Origin of the sequence: Rhizobium sp. NZLR8 (assembly GCF_019685025.1) — a bacterium.
Classification (GTDB): domain Bacteria; phylum Pseudomonadota; class Alphaproteobacteria; order Rhizobiales; family Rhizobiaceae; genus Rhizobium.
The window spans coordinates 16789-33447 of sequence record NZ_JABDVY010000014.1; the positions used below are offsets into that span (position 1 = coordinate 16789).

At 61.3% G+C, this 16659-nt stretch carries 15 protein-coding genes; 10 read left to right on the top strand and 5 right to left on the bottom strand.

The window, feature by feature from the left end; translation table 11 throughout:
- The first annotated feature begins 184 nt into the window (after positions 1–184).
- The 5 genes from HJB89_RS25480 to HJB89_RS25500 all read left to right on the top strand — a co-directional run bounded on the left by HJB89_RS25480 (position 185) and on the right by HJB89_RS25500 (position 7220).
- On the top strand, positions 185–2704 hold the full coding sequence (locus tag HJB89_RS25480; protein WP_221150714.1) for a hypothetical protein: 2520 nt from the start codon (positions 185–187) through the stop codon (positions 2702–2704).
- Positions 2705–2769: 65 nt separating this feature from the next.
- Positions 2770–4029 carry an ABC transporter substrate-binding protein gene (locus HJB89_RS25485; protein ID WP_207584183.1) on the top strand — a complete coding sequence of 420 codons (1260 nt, stop codon included), beginning with the start codon at positions 2770–2772 and terminating at the stop codon, positions 4027–4029.
- A gap of 11 nt (positions 4030–4040) precedes the next feature.
- Positions 4041–5078, top strand: coding sequence for a carbohydrate ABC transporter permease (locus tag HJB89_RS25490; RefSeq protein ID WP_207584184.1), 1038 nt, complete (start codon positions 4041–4043; stop codon positions 5076–5078).
- Positions 5075–6124: a carbohydrate ABC transporter permease gene (locus HJB89_RS25495; RefSeq protein WP_207584185.1), complete on the top strand. Its 1050-nt coding sequence runs from the start codon at positions 5075–5077 to the stop codon at positions 6122–6124. Before HJB89_RS25490 ends, HJB89_RS25495 begins: the two co-directional genes overlap by 4 nt.
- A 16-nt stretch (positions 6125–6140) precedes the next feature.
- Positions 6141–7220: an ABC transporter ATP-binding protein gene (locus HJB89_RS25500; RefSeq protein ID WP_221150715.1), complete on the top strand. Its 1080-nt coding sequence runs from the start codon at positions 6141–6143 to the stop codon at positions 7218–7220.
- 58 nt (positions 7221–7278) lie between these two features.
- Here HJB89_RS25500 and HJB89_RS25505 read toward each other — a convergent pair whose 3' ends face one another.
- Positions 7279–7461 (bottom strand): hypothetical protein, encoded by a 183-nt coding sequence (locus HJB89_RS25505; protein ID WP_221150716.1) that lies wholly within the window; start codon positions 7459–7461, stop codon positions 7279–7281.
- A 374-nt stretch (positions 7462–7835) separates the two neighbouring features.
- Here HJB89_RS25505 and HJB89_RS25510 point away from each other — a divergent pair, with 374 nt between their 5' ends.
- The 5 genes from HJB89_RS25510 (at position 7836) to HJB89_RS25530 (ending at position 11803) form a co-directional block, all read left to right on the top strand.
- The gene (locus HJB89_RS25510) at positions 7836–8045 is read left to right on the top strand and encodes a hypothetical protein (protein WP_164015325.1); all 210 of its coding nucleotides are present in this window, start codon (positions 7836–7838) and stop codon (positions 8043–8045) included.
- 10 nt (positions 8046–8055) lie between these two features.
- Positions 8056–8430 (top strand): GFA family protein, encoded by a 375-nt coding sequence (locus HJB89_RS25515; protein WP_207584193.1) that lies wholly within the window; start codon positions 8056–8058, stop codon positions 8428–8430.
- A gap of 159 nt (positions 8431–8589) precedes the next feature.
- Positions 8590–9882, top strand: coding sequence for an efflux RND transporter periplasmic adaptor subunit (locus HJB89_RS25520; protein ID WP_221115956.1), 1293 nt, complete (start codon positions 8590–8592; stop codon positions 9880–9882).
- Between the two features lie 12 nt (positions 9883–9894).
- A complete protein-coding gene (locus tag HJB89_RS25525) occupies positions 9895–10611 on the top strand; it encodes an ABC transporter ATP-binding protein (RefSeq protein WP_221115957.1) in 717 nt (238 codons plus the stop codon).
- The gene (locus HJB89_RS25530) at positions 10601–11803 is read left to right on the top strand and encodes an ABC transporter permease (RefSeq protein ID WP_207584196.1); all 1203 of its coding nucleotides are present in this window, start codon (positions 10601–10603) and stop codon (positions 11801–11803) included. Before HJB89_RS25525 ends, HJB89_RS25530 begins: the two co-directional genes overlap by 11 nt.
- 18 nt (positions 11804–11821) lie before the next feature.
- On the opposite strand, the gene HJB89_RS25535 is transcribed toward HJB89_RS25530, so the two are convergent.
- From HJB89_RS25535 to HJB89_RS25550, 4 genes are all read right to left on the bottom strand, one after another.
- Positions 11822–13048: a MalY/PatB family protein gene (locus tag HJB89_RS25535; protein ID WP_207584197.1), complete on the bottom strand. Its 1227-nt coding sequence runs from the start codon at positions 13046–13048 to the stop codon at positions 11822–11824.
- A gap of 139 nt (positions 13049–13187) precedes the next feature.
- Positions 13188–14327, bottom strand: a complete 1140-nt coding sequence (locus HJB89_RS25540) for an amino acid ABC transporter permease (RefSeq protein ID WP_221132598.1) — start codon at positions 14325–14327, stop codon at positions 13188–13190.
- Position 14328: 1 nt separating this feature from the next.
- Complete coding sequence (locus HJB89_RS25545) at positions 14329–15516, bottom strand: amino acid ABC transporter permease (RefSeq protein WP_221150717.1); 1188 nt, start codon at positions 15514–15516, stop codon at positions 14329–14331.
- A gap of 51 nt (positions 15517–15567) precedes the next feature.
- Entirely contained in the window at positions 15568–16572 is a 1005-nt protein-coding gene (locus HJB89_RS25550; protein ID WP_221150759.1) for an amino acid ABC transporter substrate-binding protein, read from the bottom strand.
- Positions 16573–16659: the final 87 nt, after the last annotated feature.

A 16659-nucleotide genomic window follows, 5' to 3' on the forward strand; every position in this document is an offset into this window, starting at 1 on the left:
CGTTCTCCTCGCTCCCATTCCTTTATGCAAAAATCTTTCAGATTGCGCAAACGGAATGCCTATGCACAATTGCCCAAGAGGAGTCCGCGACAAGCGGCAGAGCAGGGAGGCTTTGAAGATGCGGCTTGACCGCCAGTCCATGCGTCGGCGTTTCCGACGTCTCACGGCTCGAGCGAGCTGAAGCATGACCGCTGAGAAATCCCATCTTCGCCGCGCCACCGGCAAGCAGAGCCCGATTGTCTATTGGCAGCTCGGCCACCTCTCGCAAGAGCGCTACGACGTCGCCGACCGGCCGATGGAAGGCAGGATGGATCCGTTTTTCTTCGTCACCAAGACGAAGAACTTCATCCCGCACGAATATCCCTGCCGCACCGAATTCAAAAAATCATTCTCCGGCCGAAGACCGAAACCGACCGCCGTATTCGAACCCGTTCGCTGGTGGCTTCCCTTTGCCTCGCCGCGTGTCGATCTCTCCGGCTTCTGGTTTCGCCCGACCCGCATCGGCTGCTGGGCGCGCACTTTCCTCGATGCCCGCTCAGCGGCGCGAGCCACACTTCGCCTGTCGACCTGCGGCGGCGCCATCCTTTTCGTCAATGGCCGCGAGCAAGGCTTCATGGCGCCTTACGAGCGCAATCTGGAAGCCCAGCAGCTTTTCGAGGTCGAGCTTTCGGACGGCCTCAACGAGATCCGCATCTTTTTCGACGATCTCGCCGAACGCGACGCCCGCTTCTATTTCCAGCTGGATTATCTCGACGGTCCTGAGGTCGAAACCGCTGTTCCTGTTCCGATCGCCGCCGATGCTGCGGACGGCCTGGAGGCGATCCTCGAAGGCATGCGCTTCGACCGCACCGCCTATCTCGGCGAGGACGTGACGATCCTTTTCCCCGTGCCGCTGCCGGTGGCGCTGAGCTGCCATGTCGAGATCGAAGGCGACTTCATGTCGAGCGAGCGCTTCGACTATGACTTCGCGCTCGAGGAAGGCGCTACCAAGCTGGCGCTTGGCACCTCGGCGCGGATGCCCGCCGATTTCCGCCATTTCCGCATCACCTTCAAGGCAGGTGAACTTTCCGTCGGCCGCACACTCGGCGTCGAGATCTGTCATCCCCAACGCCAGGGGCAAGCGCCCGCCGCGCTGGAGGACCGCGTCGCCGAGGCACTTGAAGAAGTCGCCGCTCATTCAGAGCCGGATACTGTCTGCGCTTTCGCGCGTTTGGCTCTGGGGCAGGGCGGTGAGGAGACCGAAGCGATGATTTCGGCCATGCTGCCGGTCATCGAGGATTGCCACGACTGCGCCGATTTCGTGCTGGTGCCGCTGCTCTTTGCCTATACCCGCTGGAGCGATCTGCTGTCGCAGGCTCTCAGGCAGAGGATCGAACACGCCGTTCTCAATTACCGCTATTGGATGGACGAGCCGGGCAACGACGTTCAGTGGTATTTTTCGGAAAACCACGCGCTCCTCTTCCACACCGCCGCCTATCTCGGCGGCAAGCTTTTCCCCGATGCCGTCTTCGTTCGTTCCGGCCGTACCGGCGCCGAGCAGATGAAGGTCGGCGAAGAGCGCGTCCGCGCTTGGCTCGATCATTTCGAGCGCTGGGAAATGGCCGAGTGGAATTCCGTTCCCTATTTCCCGATCGACCTCAAGGGCCTGACGGCGCTCGCCGCCTGCGCGCCGGATGAGGCGATCCGCGCCCGGGCGAGTGCCAGCATCGTCCGCCTGATGGAGATCGTCGCCCGCTCGGCCCATCACGGCATGCTGACCGGCAGCCAGGGCCGCTCCTACGAACATACTCTGCGTCCCGGCCGCTCGGTGGAACTGTCCGCCATCGCCCGGCTGCTCTGGGGCCGCGGCTGGTACGGCCGGCGCGTCCATGCGCTGCCGCAGCTTGCCGTCTGCATCCGCGATCATGGCCTGCGTTTTCCAGAAGCACTTGCCGAAATCGCCGCGCACCAGTCCGACGACGCGCAGGAATGGACATTCTCGCAGGGCGAGAACAGTTTCGCCGCGCTCTATCACTATAAGACGCGCGACACCGCGCTCGGCACCATCGCCCATTATCGCCCCGGCGCCTGGGGTTATCAGGAGACGGTGCTGCAGCTGCGCTTGGGCGACCGGCCGGAAGCGCAGATCTGGATCAACCATCCCGGCGAAACCATTCAGTTCGGCTACGGCCGGCCAAGCTTCTGGGGCGGCTGCGGGACGCTGCCGCGTGTGCACCAGTATCGCGATCTGGCGATCCTCGATTTCGCCATCCATGAGGGCCAGCCGGATTTCACCCATGCCTGGTTTCCCCTCGAAGCCTTCGACGACACGATGGTTGAAGGCAACCTGGCGCTCGCCCGCTCCGGCAACGGGTTTGCAATGCTGATCGGCAATGGGGCGCTGGAGCCGGTGAAGCAGGGCCCGACCACCGATATCGAACTGCGCCTCGCCGGCCGTAACGGCCGTTGGATCGTCCGCCTCTCCGATCTTGAGCGCGAGGGTGGCCTCGACGGAATGCAGGCGCGTTTCGCCACGCTTTCGGCCCGCCGCGATGACGAGGGCGCATTGATCGTCGTCGATCCGGATTATGGCCAGGTCGTCTTCGAGGAGGACGGCACTGTGCGCGCCGAAGGCCGTATTCTTCGTCCTTCGGACTGGTCGGTGCGGGGAGACGCGGTACATTTGGAAATACCCGGCAGGCAGCCTCGGCGCGCCGCCTCGTAGACGAGATGTCCGGCAGGCGGAGGACCGGCCGGGCAGGGGAATTCATCGGTCAAGAGGAGGAGAAAATGACCAGAATGAAATCGATCGGCGCGGCTTTGGCTGCTGTTCTCATGAGTTCCGTTGCCGCCCATGCCGGCGACGTGCGCATCATGTGGTATTCCGACGGCGGCGAAGGCGCTGTTATCAAGGATCTGCTGGCGCGCTTCTCCAAGGCCAATCCCGACATCAACGTCATCCTCGACGAGGTCTCCTACGACGTCGTCAAGGAACAGCTGCCGGTGCAGCTCGAAGCCGGCAAGGGGCCGGATATCGCCCGCGTCACCAATCTGAAGGCGCAGGCGCAGCACTGGCTTGATCTTCGCCCCCTCCTTGCCGACGCGAAATATTGGGACGACAATTTCGGCGCCCAGGCCGACTGGATGCGCCCTGACGGCTCGAACGCCATCACCGGCTTCATGACGCAGCTGACGCTGACCGGCGGCTTCGTCAACAAGACACTGTTCGAGCAGGCCGGTGTCGAAATCCCCGGCCCGAAGGCAACCTGGGATGACTGGGCGGCGGCCGCCAAGAAGGTTGCGGACAGCCAGAAGGTCTTCGCCATGGCGATCGACCGCTCCGGCCACCGCGTCTCTGGCCCGAACATTTCCTACGGCGCCAACTATATCGCCGCCGACGGCAAACCGGCGCCGATCGATCAGGGCGCCAAGGAATTCCTCAGCCGCTTCGTCAAGTGGAACGAGGACGGCATCGTCAACAAGGATGTCTGGGTGAGTGCTGCCGGCACCACCTATCGCGCCGCGGCCGAAGACTTCATCAATGGTGGCCTTGCCTATTATTATTCGGGCAGCTGGCAGATCTCGGGCTTCGCCCAGAAGATCGGCGACAGTTTCGATTGGGTGATGGCGGGAAGCCCCTGCGGTACGGCCGCCTGCACCGGCATGCAGGGCGGCGCCGGTCTCGTCGCCGTCAAATATACCAAGAACCCGAAGGACGTCGCCAAGGTGATGGATTACCTGGCAGGCGCCGACGTGCAGAAGGAATTCGCCGAGCGGAGCCTGTTCATTCCGGCGCATAAGGCGGTGGCGGCCGGCCAGATGGACTTCAAGACCGACAATCCGCATGTGCAGGCGGCGCTGAAGGCCTTCGTCGAATCCGCCGGCCAGACGGCCGCACCCGCCATGAAGCTGCCGGGCTGGAAGTGGTCGGACGCCTATTACAGCGCCATCGTCGCCCGCATCAGCCAGGTGATCGCCGGCGAAATGAAGCTCGACGACGCCTATGCCCGCATCGACGAGGACATCAAGGCCAAGGTCGCCGGCAACTGACGGAAGAACAGATGGCGGAGAAGACGGTTACTTCTGAACCGCCGGCGAAAGCCGGTCTGCGGCAGGCGCTCGTTGCGCCTGTCCGGCTTGCCATGGGGCTGGTCGACGTTCCCATGCGCGCCTGGCAGAAGCTGACGGGGCTGAACGGCATGGCGGGTGTCTTCCTGGCGCCCAACATGCTGATCTTCACCGTCTTCGTGCTCCTGCCGCTGGTCATCAACTTCCTCTATTCGACGACGAGCGGCAGCGGCATCTTCCTGCAGAACAGGACCTATGTCGGCGCCGACCAGTATCGCATCCTCTTCGATTGCGGCTCTTATCTCGACCCTTCGACCTGCGCGGCCGACACCTTCTGGGCGGCTGTGCGCAACACCGCCGTCTTCGTCGTCTTCCAGGTGACGGCAATGCTGATCGCGGCGCTGGCAACGGCTTTGATCCTCAACCGCGAGCTTTCCAATCGGGGCTTCTGGCGGGCCGTGTTCTTCTTTCCGGTGCTGCTGTCGCCCGTCGTCGTCGGCCTGATCTGGAAGTGGATCTTGCAGCGCCAGGGCCTGCTGAACTATGCGCTGAGCCCCTTCGGCTTCGAACCCTTCTCCTGGCTCAGCGATCGTTTCTGGGCCTTCTTCTTCGCCGTCTTCGTCTCGGTCTGGGCGCATATGGGCTTTTACGCGCTGATCCTGCTCGCCGGCCTGCAGGCGATCCCGCGGGATCTCTACGAGGCGGCTGCGATGGACAAGGCAAGCCCCACCCGCATCTTCCGGCGCATCACTTTGCCGCTGCTGATGCCGAACCTCATCGTCGTCCTGGTCCTGGCGTTGATCCGCGCCGTGCAGATCTTCGACGAGGTCTTCGTGCTCACCGGCGGCGGGCCGGGCACCAGCACCATGTACATCACCCAATATATCTACGAGACCGGCTTTGCGAGTTCACTGCGCAATCCGGGGCTCGCTTCGGCCGCCTCGATCCTGATGGGCATCGTGCTCGTCATCCTGACGCTGGTCCAACTCGGAGCCAGCAGCCGTAACGAGAAAAAGGGAACACGCCAATGAGCGCTGTCGGCACGTTCCTGCTGCGCCGCCGCGGCCGCGGCTGGCACTGGACGGATGTCGTCACCTGGATCTGGCTGATCTCGGGCGTCTTCCTGATGTTCGGCCCGGCCGTCTGGCTGGTCTTCTCCTCCTTCAAGACGCCGGCCGCCCTTGCCGAGTTCCCGCCATCCTTCCTGCCCTATGTCACCGAACAGGCCGTGGTGCCGGGTTACGACAAGCCGCTGCCGCTCTATACCGTGACGATGCCCGATGGCAGCAGCCGTGTGCTCGCCGAAGTCCGCCGCATCGGCATCATCGGCCAGATGGTCGATCCGAAACAGCCGGGTGAAATCGTCAAGGCGAACATCAAGGACCGCACCCCGGTGCGCCAGGTCGAATTCGCCGCCGGCAATTACACCGAGCCGTTCCAGCGCTTCGATTTCTTCCTGTTCCTACGCAACTCCGTCTTCGTGACCGTCATCGCGACGGCGATCACGCTGCTGGTCAATTCAATGGCCGCCTTCGCGCTGTCGAAATACCAGTTCCCCGGCCGCACTGCCGTTATGCTGATGATCCTGGCGACGCTGATGGTGCCGCTTTCGGTCATCGTCGTGCCGCTCTATTCCGTCATCGGCACCTTGAACCTCTTCGACAGCCTCTGGGGCGTCATCCTGCCGACGGTCGCCACCCCGACGGGTGTCTTCCTGCTCCGGCAATATATGCTGACCATCCCCGACGAGCTGATCGACGCCGCGCGCATGGACAAGGCCAGTGAATGGCAGATCTACTGGCGCATCATCCTGCCGCTGTCGGCGCCGGCGCTTGCGGTGCTGGCGATCTTCTCGGTCGTCTGGCGCTGGAACGATTTTCTCTGGCCGCTGATCGTGCTGTCGCGCAAGGAACTCTATACGCTGCAGGTCGGTCTCAACGTCTATGCCGGCGAGCTCAACGTGCAATGGCACTACATCCTCGCCATGACGGTCGTCTCGATGATCCCGGTCGTGCTGATCTTCGTCTTCCTGCAGCGCTTCATCACCACGGGCATTGCCGGCTCGGGACTCAAATAGTCAAACAGGAGAGTGCATGAGCGGGCTCGAGCTCAGGAACATTGTCAAGAATTTCGGCACCGTCGAGGTCATCCGTGATGTCTCGCTTGCCGTCGACGATGGCGAGTTCGTCGCTTTCGTCGGCCCTTCCGGTTGCGGGAAATCGACGCTGCTACGTCTGATCGCCGGCCTCGACAAGCCCACAGGCGGCAGCATCGCTATCGACGGCAAGGATGTGACCGAGATCGGCGCCGCCGACCGCGGCCTTGCCATGGTCTTCCAGTCCTATGCGCTCTATCCGCATATGAGCGTGCGGGAAAACCTGGCCTTCGGTTTGGAGAATACCAAGGTGGCCAAGGCCGAGATCGAAGCGCGCATCGCTGACGCCGCCCGCATGCTGGAAATCGAGCCCTTCCTGCAGCGCCGTCCCGGTCAGCTTTCCGGCGGCCAGCGCCAGCGCGTGGCGATCGGCCGCGCCATCGTCCGCCGGCCGGATGCCTTCCTGCTCGACGAGCCATTGTCCAATCTCGACGCCGAACTCCGGGTCAGCATGCGCGCCGAACTCGCCGCCCTCCACGCCCGCCTGAAGGCGACGATGATCTACGTCACCCACGATCAGGTCGAGGCGATGACGCTTGCCGACCGCATCGTCGTGCTTCGAAGCGGCAGGATCGAACAGGTGGGAACGCCGTTGGAACTATACAACACGCCGGCCAACCGCTTCGTCGCCGGTTTCATCGGCGCGCCGCACATGAATTTCCTGGAAGGTGCGATCATCGGCCATGAGAATGGTTTCGCCGAGGTGGAAACCGTCGGCGGCCACCGTCTCTCGGTGATTGCCAAAGAGACGCGCCCAATCGGCGAAAGGGTCAGCATCGGCATCCGGCCCCAGCACATCACCCTTGCCGATGGAACTGGTGCGCGCAAGCTGGACACCCGCATCACTCTTGTCGAGGAACTGGGCTCGGAGACCGTCGTCCACGCCGACTCAGGTGGAAAGAAGCTCATCGCCGTTTTTGCCGGCCAACAACGGATGAAATCAGGCGACAGCCTGCCGCTCCATCTCGATCCCGCTGTGCTGCACCTCTTTGGCGAGGACGGCCGGCGTCTGTCTTGAGCGCGCAAGAAAGGCCCGCGCCGAAGCGCGAGCCGGAAATTTTCAAATCAAGACAGCTTTACTGGCTGTTCTTGTGGCTCTGTTGACCAGCTTTTACATGCTGTTCATGGCTGCCGCCGCGGGTCCCGCTGGACTGCGCGTCGCTGCCACCTGAAGAGGAGCTGCGGGCGTTGGAGTCGTTCTTGTGACTCTGCTGCCCAGCTTTGACGTGCTGTTCGTGGGTTCCACCTTGGTTTGCCATACGGTTCTCCTTCGGTTTGAACGAGGCCACGTCGACCCCGAGGGAAGAACCTCGCTGAGGCGCATGTGTTCCCAATTTTAATATTTCGTGATCTCGTTTCGAAAACAGCGATGAGGAAGCGGACCGGGCGGGTAGGGAGCTCGCCTGCCATTTCGTTGGCCATCGGGAGAAAGCGGAAAAATCCCGATGTTCTCCAGCACCGTCGCGTCCGCTTAGCGCGGCCCGCAACCTCGCTTTGACAATGCCGGTGGTGGCGGGAAGGTTCCGCAATCCACCCGATCCACCCATGCCGGAAGAGCCGCTGCAGCCCGCCGCCTCTTTCCAATTGACCTTGTCGCACTAGCTTAAAAGGCATGCAAAGAAAGGAGAAACCCATGTCCGACGCACCGAATACGGCGACCCCGGCGCGAAGAGTGTTGCGTGGGCGCCCCTATAGCATCAGCGAATTTGCCAGGAAATACCGGCTTGATGACGAGGAGGCCAAGCGCCTCTACGAGAAGTTCGGCCCCTCCGCAACCGAACTCGATCTGCTGATGGCGGCCAAGCGGCGCCCGCCGGGCTTGCCCACCAGTCTCGACGCCTGACGGCCGCCCCATGAGGATCCGCACCGGAAGCTGTCTATGCGGGGCGGTTGCCTATCGCGTGGAAGGCGAACCGCTTCGTGTCGGCCTCTGCCACTGTGCCGATTGCCGCAAATCGAGCGGCTCCGCCTTCGTCTTCTTCGCGGTCTGGCCGCGCCGGGCTTTTTCCCACAGCGGCGAGATCGCCACCTTCGCCGGTCGCAGCTTCTGCCCCGCCTGCGGCGGCAGGCTGTTCTGCCTGCAGCAGGAGACGACAGAAATCCGCCTCGGCTCGCTCGACGATCCGCCGAGCGACCTTGCGCCGGACTACGAAGTCTGGATTAAACGGCGCGAGCCCTGGCTGCATCCGCTGCCGGGCGCGGGGCAATATGCCGAAGATGCTGACTGACGTGCGCTTCCCCGCCAAAACTTGACTTTCCTTACCAATATTTCATTTCCCCCGTCCGCAATTCCGTGCCACTTCGGCGGCAATGCTAATGCCCGGTTCATCTGCGCTGTGCTTATTTCGCAGCGGGGCCGAGACGGCTCCCGACTGATCGAGGATGACATGAACGATACCGGAGCCAGCAAGAAGACCGGGGCAGAGACAAACGGCGCGTCCGATCTCGCAGCGGTCCTTGCCGCATCGGGACGGCAGGGCAAGCGCAGCCGCTGGCGCGGACGTCTGCTTATTCTGCTGATTCTCGTCGCCGCTGCAGCCGGCGCCGCATACTTCTATGTGGGGCGCGGGCAAAGCGAAGTGAGCTATGCCACCCAGCCGGCAAAACGCGGCGACCTGACGGTGCTCGTCACCGCCACCGGCTCGGTGCAGCCGACCGAGCAGGTCGATATATCGAGCGAACTTTCCGGCACGGTCCGCGACGTCAACGTCGATTACAACAGCACGATCAAATCGGGCGACGTGCTGGCGCAACTCGACACCAACAAGCTCGAGGCGGATGTGAAGAGCTCACGCGCCAAGCTCAATTCGGCCAAGGCGAATGTCGCCAAGGCCAATGCCGACCTGCAATCAGCAAGCACCTCGCTCGAGCGGCTGAAGAGCCTGGTCAAGAGCAACGTCTCCACCCAGCAGAGCCTCGACGACGCCAGCTACAAATATGATTCCGCCGTCGCCGCCAAACAGATCAACGAAGCCGAGGTCCTGGCCTCGGAGGCCGATCTGCAGCTTGCCGAGGTCAATCTCGCCAAGGCGAAGATCATCTCGCCGATCGACGGCGTGATCCTCACCCGTGCCGTCAATCCGGGTGCGACGGTCGCAGCCTCGCTTTCGGCGCCGATCCTTTTCACCATCGCCGGCGATTTGAAGAAGATGGAGCTGCAGGTCGATGTCGACGAGGCCGATGTCGGCCAGATCGCTGTCGGCCAGAAGGCGAAGTTTTCAGTGGACGCCTATCCCGACCGGAGCTTTCCGGCTGAGATCGAGCAGATCCGCTTCGCCTCCGAAGTGGTCAACAATGTTGTGACCTATAAGGCGGTCCTCTCCGTCGACAATGCCGACCTCTTGCTGCGTCCCGGCATGACGGCGACGGCCGACATCACCGTCGAAGCTGTCAAGGACACGCTGATGGTGCCGAACACCGCGCTACGTTATGCTCCCCCGCAAGCCGAAAGGCGCGGCCGCGGCATTTTCGGGATCTTCGGCCCACCACGTCAGCGCGGCGGCAATTCAGGTCAGGCGTTGACGGGAGCGCAGCGGCGCGTCTGGGTGCTGCGCGACGGCCGGCCCACGCCTGTCGTCATCCAGGTCGGCTCGTCCGACGGTCAGTTCACCCAGGTCGCCTCCGGTGACCTCAAGGAAAACGACGCATTGGTGACCGACGCCACGACGCGTGCGAACTAGGCGGAGAGACGGATGGCAAGCCCGCCGCTCATCGAATTCAGGCAGGTCTCGAAAATCTACGGCGAAGGCGAAGCGGCGATCCGCGCGCTCGACCATGTCGACCTTGCAATCAACACTCACGAATTCGTCGCGATCATGGGCCCATCGGGCTCCGGCAAGTCGACGGCGATGAACATCCTCGGCTGCCTCGACGTGCCGAGTGCTGGCGATTACATCTTCGAAGGTATTCCGACCAGTGGCTTCGACCGAAGCCAGCTGACGCTTCTGCGCCGCCATATGCTCGGCTTCGTCTTCCAGGGCTTCAACCTGTTGTCGCGCACCTCGGCCGTCGAAAATGTCGAGCTGCCGCTGATCTATCGCGGGATGGCGGTGCGCGAGCGGCGCGAACGAGCCCGCGAAGCCCTGGCGCTGGTCGGGCTGTCCGGCCGCGAACATCACAAGACCCAGGAACTATCGGGCGGTCAGCAGCAGCGCGTCGCCATCGCCCGCGCCATCGTCACCGAACCGGCGCTGCTGCTCGCCGACGAGCCCACGGGCAATCTCGACACGAAAACCAGCATCGAGATCATGGATCTGATGACCCGGCTGAACCGCGAGCAGGGCATCACCATCGTCATGGTCACGCACGAACCCGATATCGCCGCCTATGCGCAGCGGCTGTTCAGGTTCGTCGACGGCAAGCTGGAGACCGAGGTCGAGCATCGCAGGAGGGCGGATCATGTTCTTTGAGACGCTGAAGCTGGCGCTGCGCGCCATCAGCCGAAACATGCTGCGCTCGTTCCTGACTGTGCTCGGCGTCGTCATCGGCGTCGCCGCCGTTATCGCGCTGGTGACGATCGGCAATGGCACGACCGCACAGGTCTCGACCGAACTGTCGCGGCTCGGCACCAACATGCTGTTCGTCCGCCCCGGCCAGTTCGGCCCCGGCCGGGCGAGCTCCGAGGCCAAACGCTTCAGCGTCAAGGATGTCGCCGCCATCCGCGATCAGATCGGCGGCCTTAGAGCCGTGGCGCCGCTCAACCAGTCCACCGCGACCGTGATTTTTGGCGGCCAGAACCATTCGACCAGCGTCTCCGGCACCACCAACGACTATTTCGTGGCGCAGGATTGGAGCCTGGCGCTCGGCCGCAATTTTACCCCCGCCGAGGAACGCGGCCAGTCCCGCTGCATCATCGGCGAGACGGTGCGTTCGCAGCTCTTCGGCGCCGCCGATCCGATCGGTCAGCAGATCCGCGTCGGTAAGGTTTCATGCCCGGTTATCGGCGTGCTCGCCAAGCGCGGCCAGTCCGGCATGGGCACCGACCAGGACGATGTCGTCATCATGCCGGTCAAGGTGTTCCAGCGGCGCATCAGCGGCAACAGCAACGTGCCGCAGATCATCATCTCGGCGCGCGACGGCGTCTCCACAGCCAAGGTGCAGTCCGATGTCGAAGATCTGCTGCGCGAGCGCCGCAAGATCGTGCCCGGCCGGCAGGACGATTTCAACGTCAACGACATGACCCAGATCGCCGAGGCGATGACCGGCACGACGACGTTGCTGACCGGCCTGCTCGGCGCCGTCGCCGCCATCAGCCTGCTCGTCGGCGGCATCGGCATCATGAACATCATGCTGGTCTCCGTCACCGAGCGCACCCGCGAAATCGGCATTCGCCTGGCGATCGGCGCGCTCGAAAACCAGGTGCTGACCCAGTTCCTGGTCGAAGCGGTGGCGCTGTCACTGTTCGGCGGCATCACCGGCATCGTGCTTGGCCTGAGCCTCGGCTTCGGCGCGGTGACGCTCCTAAAAGTCCCCTTCGTTTTCAGCCCGATGATGGTCGCCGTCGCCTTCCTCTTCTCCGCCGCAATCGGCATGATCTTCGGCTATTTCCCGGCAAGACGGGCGGCACAGCTCAATCCGATCGAGGCGCTGCGGCATGAGTAAAAGGCGGGCGACCAATGGCTAGAGAGATGCAAGGGCGCGTGCCATGCGTCCCAACGCTTCCGCGAGGACTGAGCGCGGACAACCGACGTTGAGGCGGATGAAGCCTTCTCCACCTGGCCCATAGACGCGTCCATCGTACAAGTTGACCCCAGCCCGTTCGACGAAGAATCGATGAACGCCTCCCACTTTTGCGTCTAACCCCCGTGCGTCCAGCCAGATCAGATATGATGCGTCCGGTCGCATGGGCCTGATGCCCGGAAGATCGCTGGCCGCGATGCTCGATACGAGATCGACATTCTCCTGGACATAGGATGTAAGGCCGTCGAGCCACTGATCGCCCGAGCTATATGCGATTTCAAGTGCTAACCGCCCGAAATAATTCGCGTTCAGCATGAACGATGCTTGCATGGCTTGGAACAGCTCCTCGCGGCGTTTCGGGTCCGCAACCGAGAGGGTAGCCGCAGGTACACCGGCCAAGTTGAATGTCTTAGTCGGAGCAGTGCAGATGAAGGATTTCGCTGCCGCGGCGTCGCTGATAGAGGAGTATACCGTGTGGGGGCGGTCGTTTAGTCGAATATCGCAGTGAATGTCGTCGGAGATGACCAGAATGCCATGGCGCTCACACATCGCGTCGAGGCTCTGAAGCTCCTCACGTGTCCAGGCCTTTCCAGCAGGGTTGTGCGGATTGCACAATAAAAATGCGCGGGCACCGCTTGCAGCTTGCCGTTCAAAATCCTCCAGATCGAGCTCGTAGGCGCCGTCCACAAGCCTCAGGCGGTTGATGAGGAGGTTCCTGCCGTTCTCGCGGATGACTTGGAAATATGGGGAATAGACCGGAGCTTGAACGATGACGCCGTCACCGGGCTGCGTAAAGGTGCGTAAAATCACCGCGACTGAGGGCATGATCGCCGGAGCAGGAAGCAGCGTCTCGATATCAACGTTCCAGCCGTGGCGGCGCTCGAACCACGATTTTACGATTTCGTAGTGGTGCGGATCGCGCTTCGTATAGCCATAAATACCATGGTCAACGGCCTCGCGCAGGCGTGCAATCACCGGCTCTGGCGCACGAAAGTCCATGTCGGCCGTCCAAAGCGACACCAGTCCATCGCCCTCGACGCGGGGAGAGAATTCATCCCATTGGTTGGCCCATTTCGCTGACCCGAACTGGCTGCGATCATGAACAACATCAAAGCTCAACTCCGTAGCGGCCAGTTTCCTGGTCGCCGGCACACGTGACTGTATCATCGGCTTAGATTCCTAGTAGTAATGTGTGCGCCAGCCGCGCGATTGAACGGGCGGGACGATCACCTCAGGCCTGAAGCTCAACTGCGGTCTCGACGTCACCAGCCGGCGCGTATTTCGGATTGTCCAGCATCGAGATTTCCTATGATTTGTGACCGCGCGCGAGATGACGTTCCACGGACATGGAATACCGAGACATCCCAAAGCAGAAGATCCAGTAGACAACCGCGGCGAATAGGTAGCCGGTTGACGAGATCGTTGGCCCCGCCCAGGTCGGATCGATGCGGGCCGTTTCAATCGCTCGCAGGAAGTCCGCTATGCCGACAATCGCGACGAGCGTCGTATCCTTGAAAAGTCCTATGAATGTCGAAACGATGCCGGGAATCACGATCGCGAGCGCTTGAGGCAGGATGATGAGCCGCATGATCGTGAAGTAGCCGAGGCCCAGAGCCTGAGCGCCTTCGTATTGCCCACTGGGGATAGCCTGCAGGCCGGCACGCACCACCTCGGCCATGTAAGCCGCGGAGAAGAGGGCAGTGCCGATCATCGGGCGCAAAAGCCTGTCCGGCGTAAGCGCCTCAGGCACGAAGAGGGGCATCATGAAGTTCGCCATGAAGAGCACGGTGATAAACGGTACGCCTCGGACAACCTCGATATAGAAGACGCAAACGGCTTTGACGATAGGGAGTTCGGAACGTCTGCCGAGCGCGAGAACGATACCAAATGGCAGCGAAAACACGATCCCTATGACGGACATCAAGAGGGTGATCATCATCCCGCCCCAGAGGGTGGTGTCTATGACCGGTAGGCCAATCGTTGCCACGCCACGAAGCAGCGCAAACGCCACAATGGGATAGATTCCGAAAAACAGCAGTGCTGCCATGTTCCGACGCGGGGCATTCCGCCATAGGAGCCAACCGATCAAGGAAGCACCAACCACCTGCGTTAAGTCGACGCGCCAGCGCTCGGTTGCTGGATATGCTCCATAGCGAAGATAGTTCAGTTTAGCGCCGATAAAGGACCAGCATGCACCGTCGGGATTGATGCGACAGGCTTCGCTGTCACCGCTCCACACCGCCTTAAACAACGCAAAGCTCAGGAATTGCGAAACGAGCCACACCGCCAGACCGGTGAAGCACACGGTCAACAGGCAGGAAAAGGGACTTGAGAACAGGTTCTTTCGTGTCCAAGTCACGAGGCCGGGCTGGATGTCGCCCGGAGGCGGGACAGCAGGCAGATATTCATGCTGATATGGAGCCGGTGCATGAAGAGTTTCGTTCATCTCATCTCTCCACGAGCGCGAAACGCTGATTGAAGCCGTTCATGGCGGCCGATGTGATCAAGGAGATGACGAGATAGACTGCGAGCGTTATGGCCATCACCTGGACCGCCGCTCCCGTTTGGTTGAGCACCGATCCTGCGAAGACCTGAACGAGGTCGGGATAACCGATGAAAACAGCGAGCGACGAGTTCTTGATCAAATTCAGATATCGACTGGTCAGAGGCGGGATGATGATCCGCAAAGCTTGCGGGACCACAACGAGGCGCAACGTTTTGCCGTTCGAGAAACCGAGTGCGTGGGCTGCTTCTGTCTGCCCCCTGGAAACGGCCTGAATGCCGCCACGGACGATCTCGGCGATGAATGACGCGGTGTAGACAGAAAGACCGATCAGGAGAGCCGCGAACTCGGGATAGATTTGCAGGCCGCCGCGGAAATTGAAACCCTTCAATTCCGGATAGATGAAGGTCCAGGGGTTGCCCACCACCAGAGAAGCAAGCAGGGGCAGCCCGATAAGGGCGATTAGGGTGACGAGTAAGATCGGAAGCTGCTTGCCCGTTCGCTTCTGGACCGTCCGAGTGTAGGCTCCAAATGCGACAGCCACAGCCACCGCGGCAACAACTGCCACACCGATCCAGCCGGCCCCTGCCTGAAGCTCAACCGCCGGCATTATTATTCCGCGGTTGTTGAGGTAGATTCCCCCTGGAAGGGAGATCGATGCCTTTGGAGCAGGCAGCGGCTTGAGGACTGCATTGTACCAGAACAGAAGTTGAAGCAGCAGCGGGACATTGCGGATGACTTCGACATATGAGGCCGCGACCTTGGCTGCTATCCAGTTGGCGGAAAGGCGAGAAATACCGACGAGGAAGCCGATGACCGTGGCAAGCATGATACCGATTGCGCTGACCAGGAGCGTATTGGCAACACCCACCCAAAAAGCCTGGCCGTACGTCGATAAGCTGTCGTATGGGATCAGCGTCTGATTGATCTGGAAGCCTGACGTCTGCTTCCAGAAATCAAAGGTAAGAGGAATGCCGCGCTGTTTCATGTTGGAAACAGTTTGGGTTGCAACCCCGGCGATGATCACTGCAAGGCTCACAGCCAATGCGGTTTGATAAGCGATCCCGCGAAGCTTTTTGTCATAGAACGAGAAGTTCCTGCGCACCTGCGTAGGCTGAGAGATGGCAACCATTCGTTCCTCCAACTATGAAGAGGCCGCCGCTCCTCGTGGCGGCCTCGTGGATCAACGGATGGGGGGTGCGTACTGAAGGCCACCGGCGTTCCAGAGCGCATTCACGCCACGTTCTATCTTTAAGGGAGATTCCTTGCCGATCGAACGCTCGAAAATCTCGGAATAGTTGCCGACCTGCTTGATGATGTCCTGAGACCAGGTTTCTCCGAGCCCGACGTCCTTGCCGAAGCTTCCTTCGACGCCCAGGAGGCGGCGAATGTTCGGATCGTCGGAATGCTTCATTTCGTCGATATTCTTCGAGGTGACGCCGAATTCTTCGGCAGCCAGCATAACATTGAGCGTCCACTTGGCGACGTTCAGCCACTGGTCGTCACCCTGGCGGACTGCCGGACCCAGCGGCTCCTTCGAAATGATTTCAGGGAGCACAACATTCTCTTCGGGCTTCGCCATACGAATGCGCGCAGCGTTCAAGCTCGATGTGTCTGCGGAAAAAACGTCGCAACGCCCTTCTTCGTAGGCCTTGATAACAGCCTCTTCATCCGCAAAACCGACGGCACTGTAGCTCATGCCGTTGGTGCGGAAATAGTCGGCAAGGTTCAACTCGGCAGTAGTCCCCTGCGAAACGCAAATCGAAGCACCATCCAGATTCTTAGCAGACTGTATTTTCTCGGACTTGCGAACCATAAAGCCTTGGCCGTCGTAGAAATAAGTGCCGGCAAAGATGATACCAAGGGAGGTGTCGCGCGAGGATGTCCAGGTCGCATTATGGGCCAGGATGTCGATCTCACCGGACTGGAGCGCAGTAAATCGATCCTTGGCGTTGAGCGGTATGAACTTGACCTTCGTGGCATCGCCGAGGACGCCAGCGGCCACAGCACGGCAGTAGTCGACGACGAAGCCTGTCCATTTCCCATCGTTGTCAGGGACGCTGAAACCCGCCGTTGCCGGATTTGTCCCACATGTGAGCACACCTTTTGCCTTAACGTCGTCCAATGTCCCCGCCCAGACGGGGCATGCATGGGCGGCGATTGCTGCGCCGAAAACTGTAGCCAGTATTTTCGAATTGAATGATCCCCTTTTTTAATTCTGTAAAAGAGGGTGGCTCGCTAGCGGCTAATCGTCAAATTGATTGTCGTCATCAAC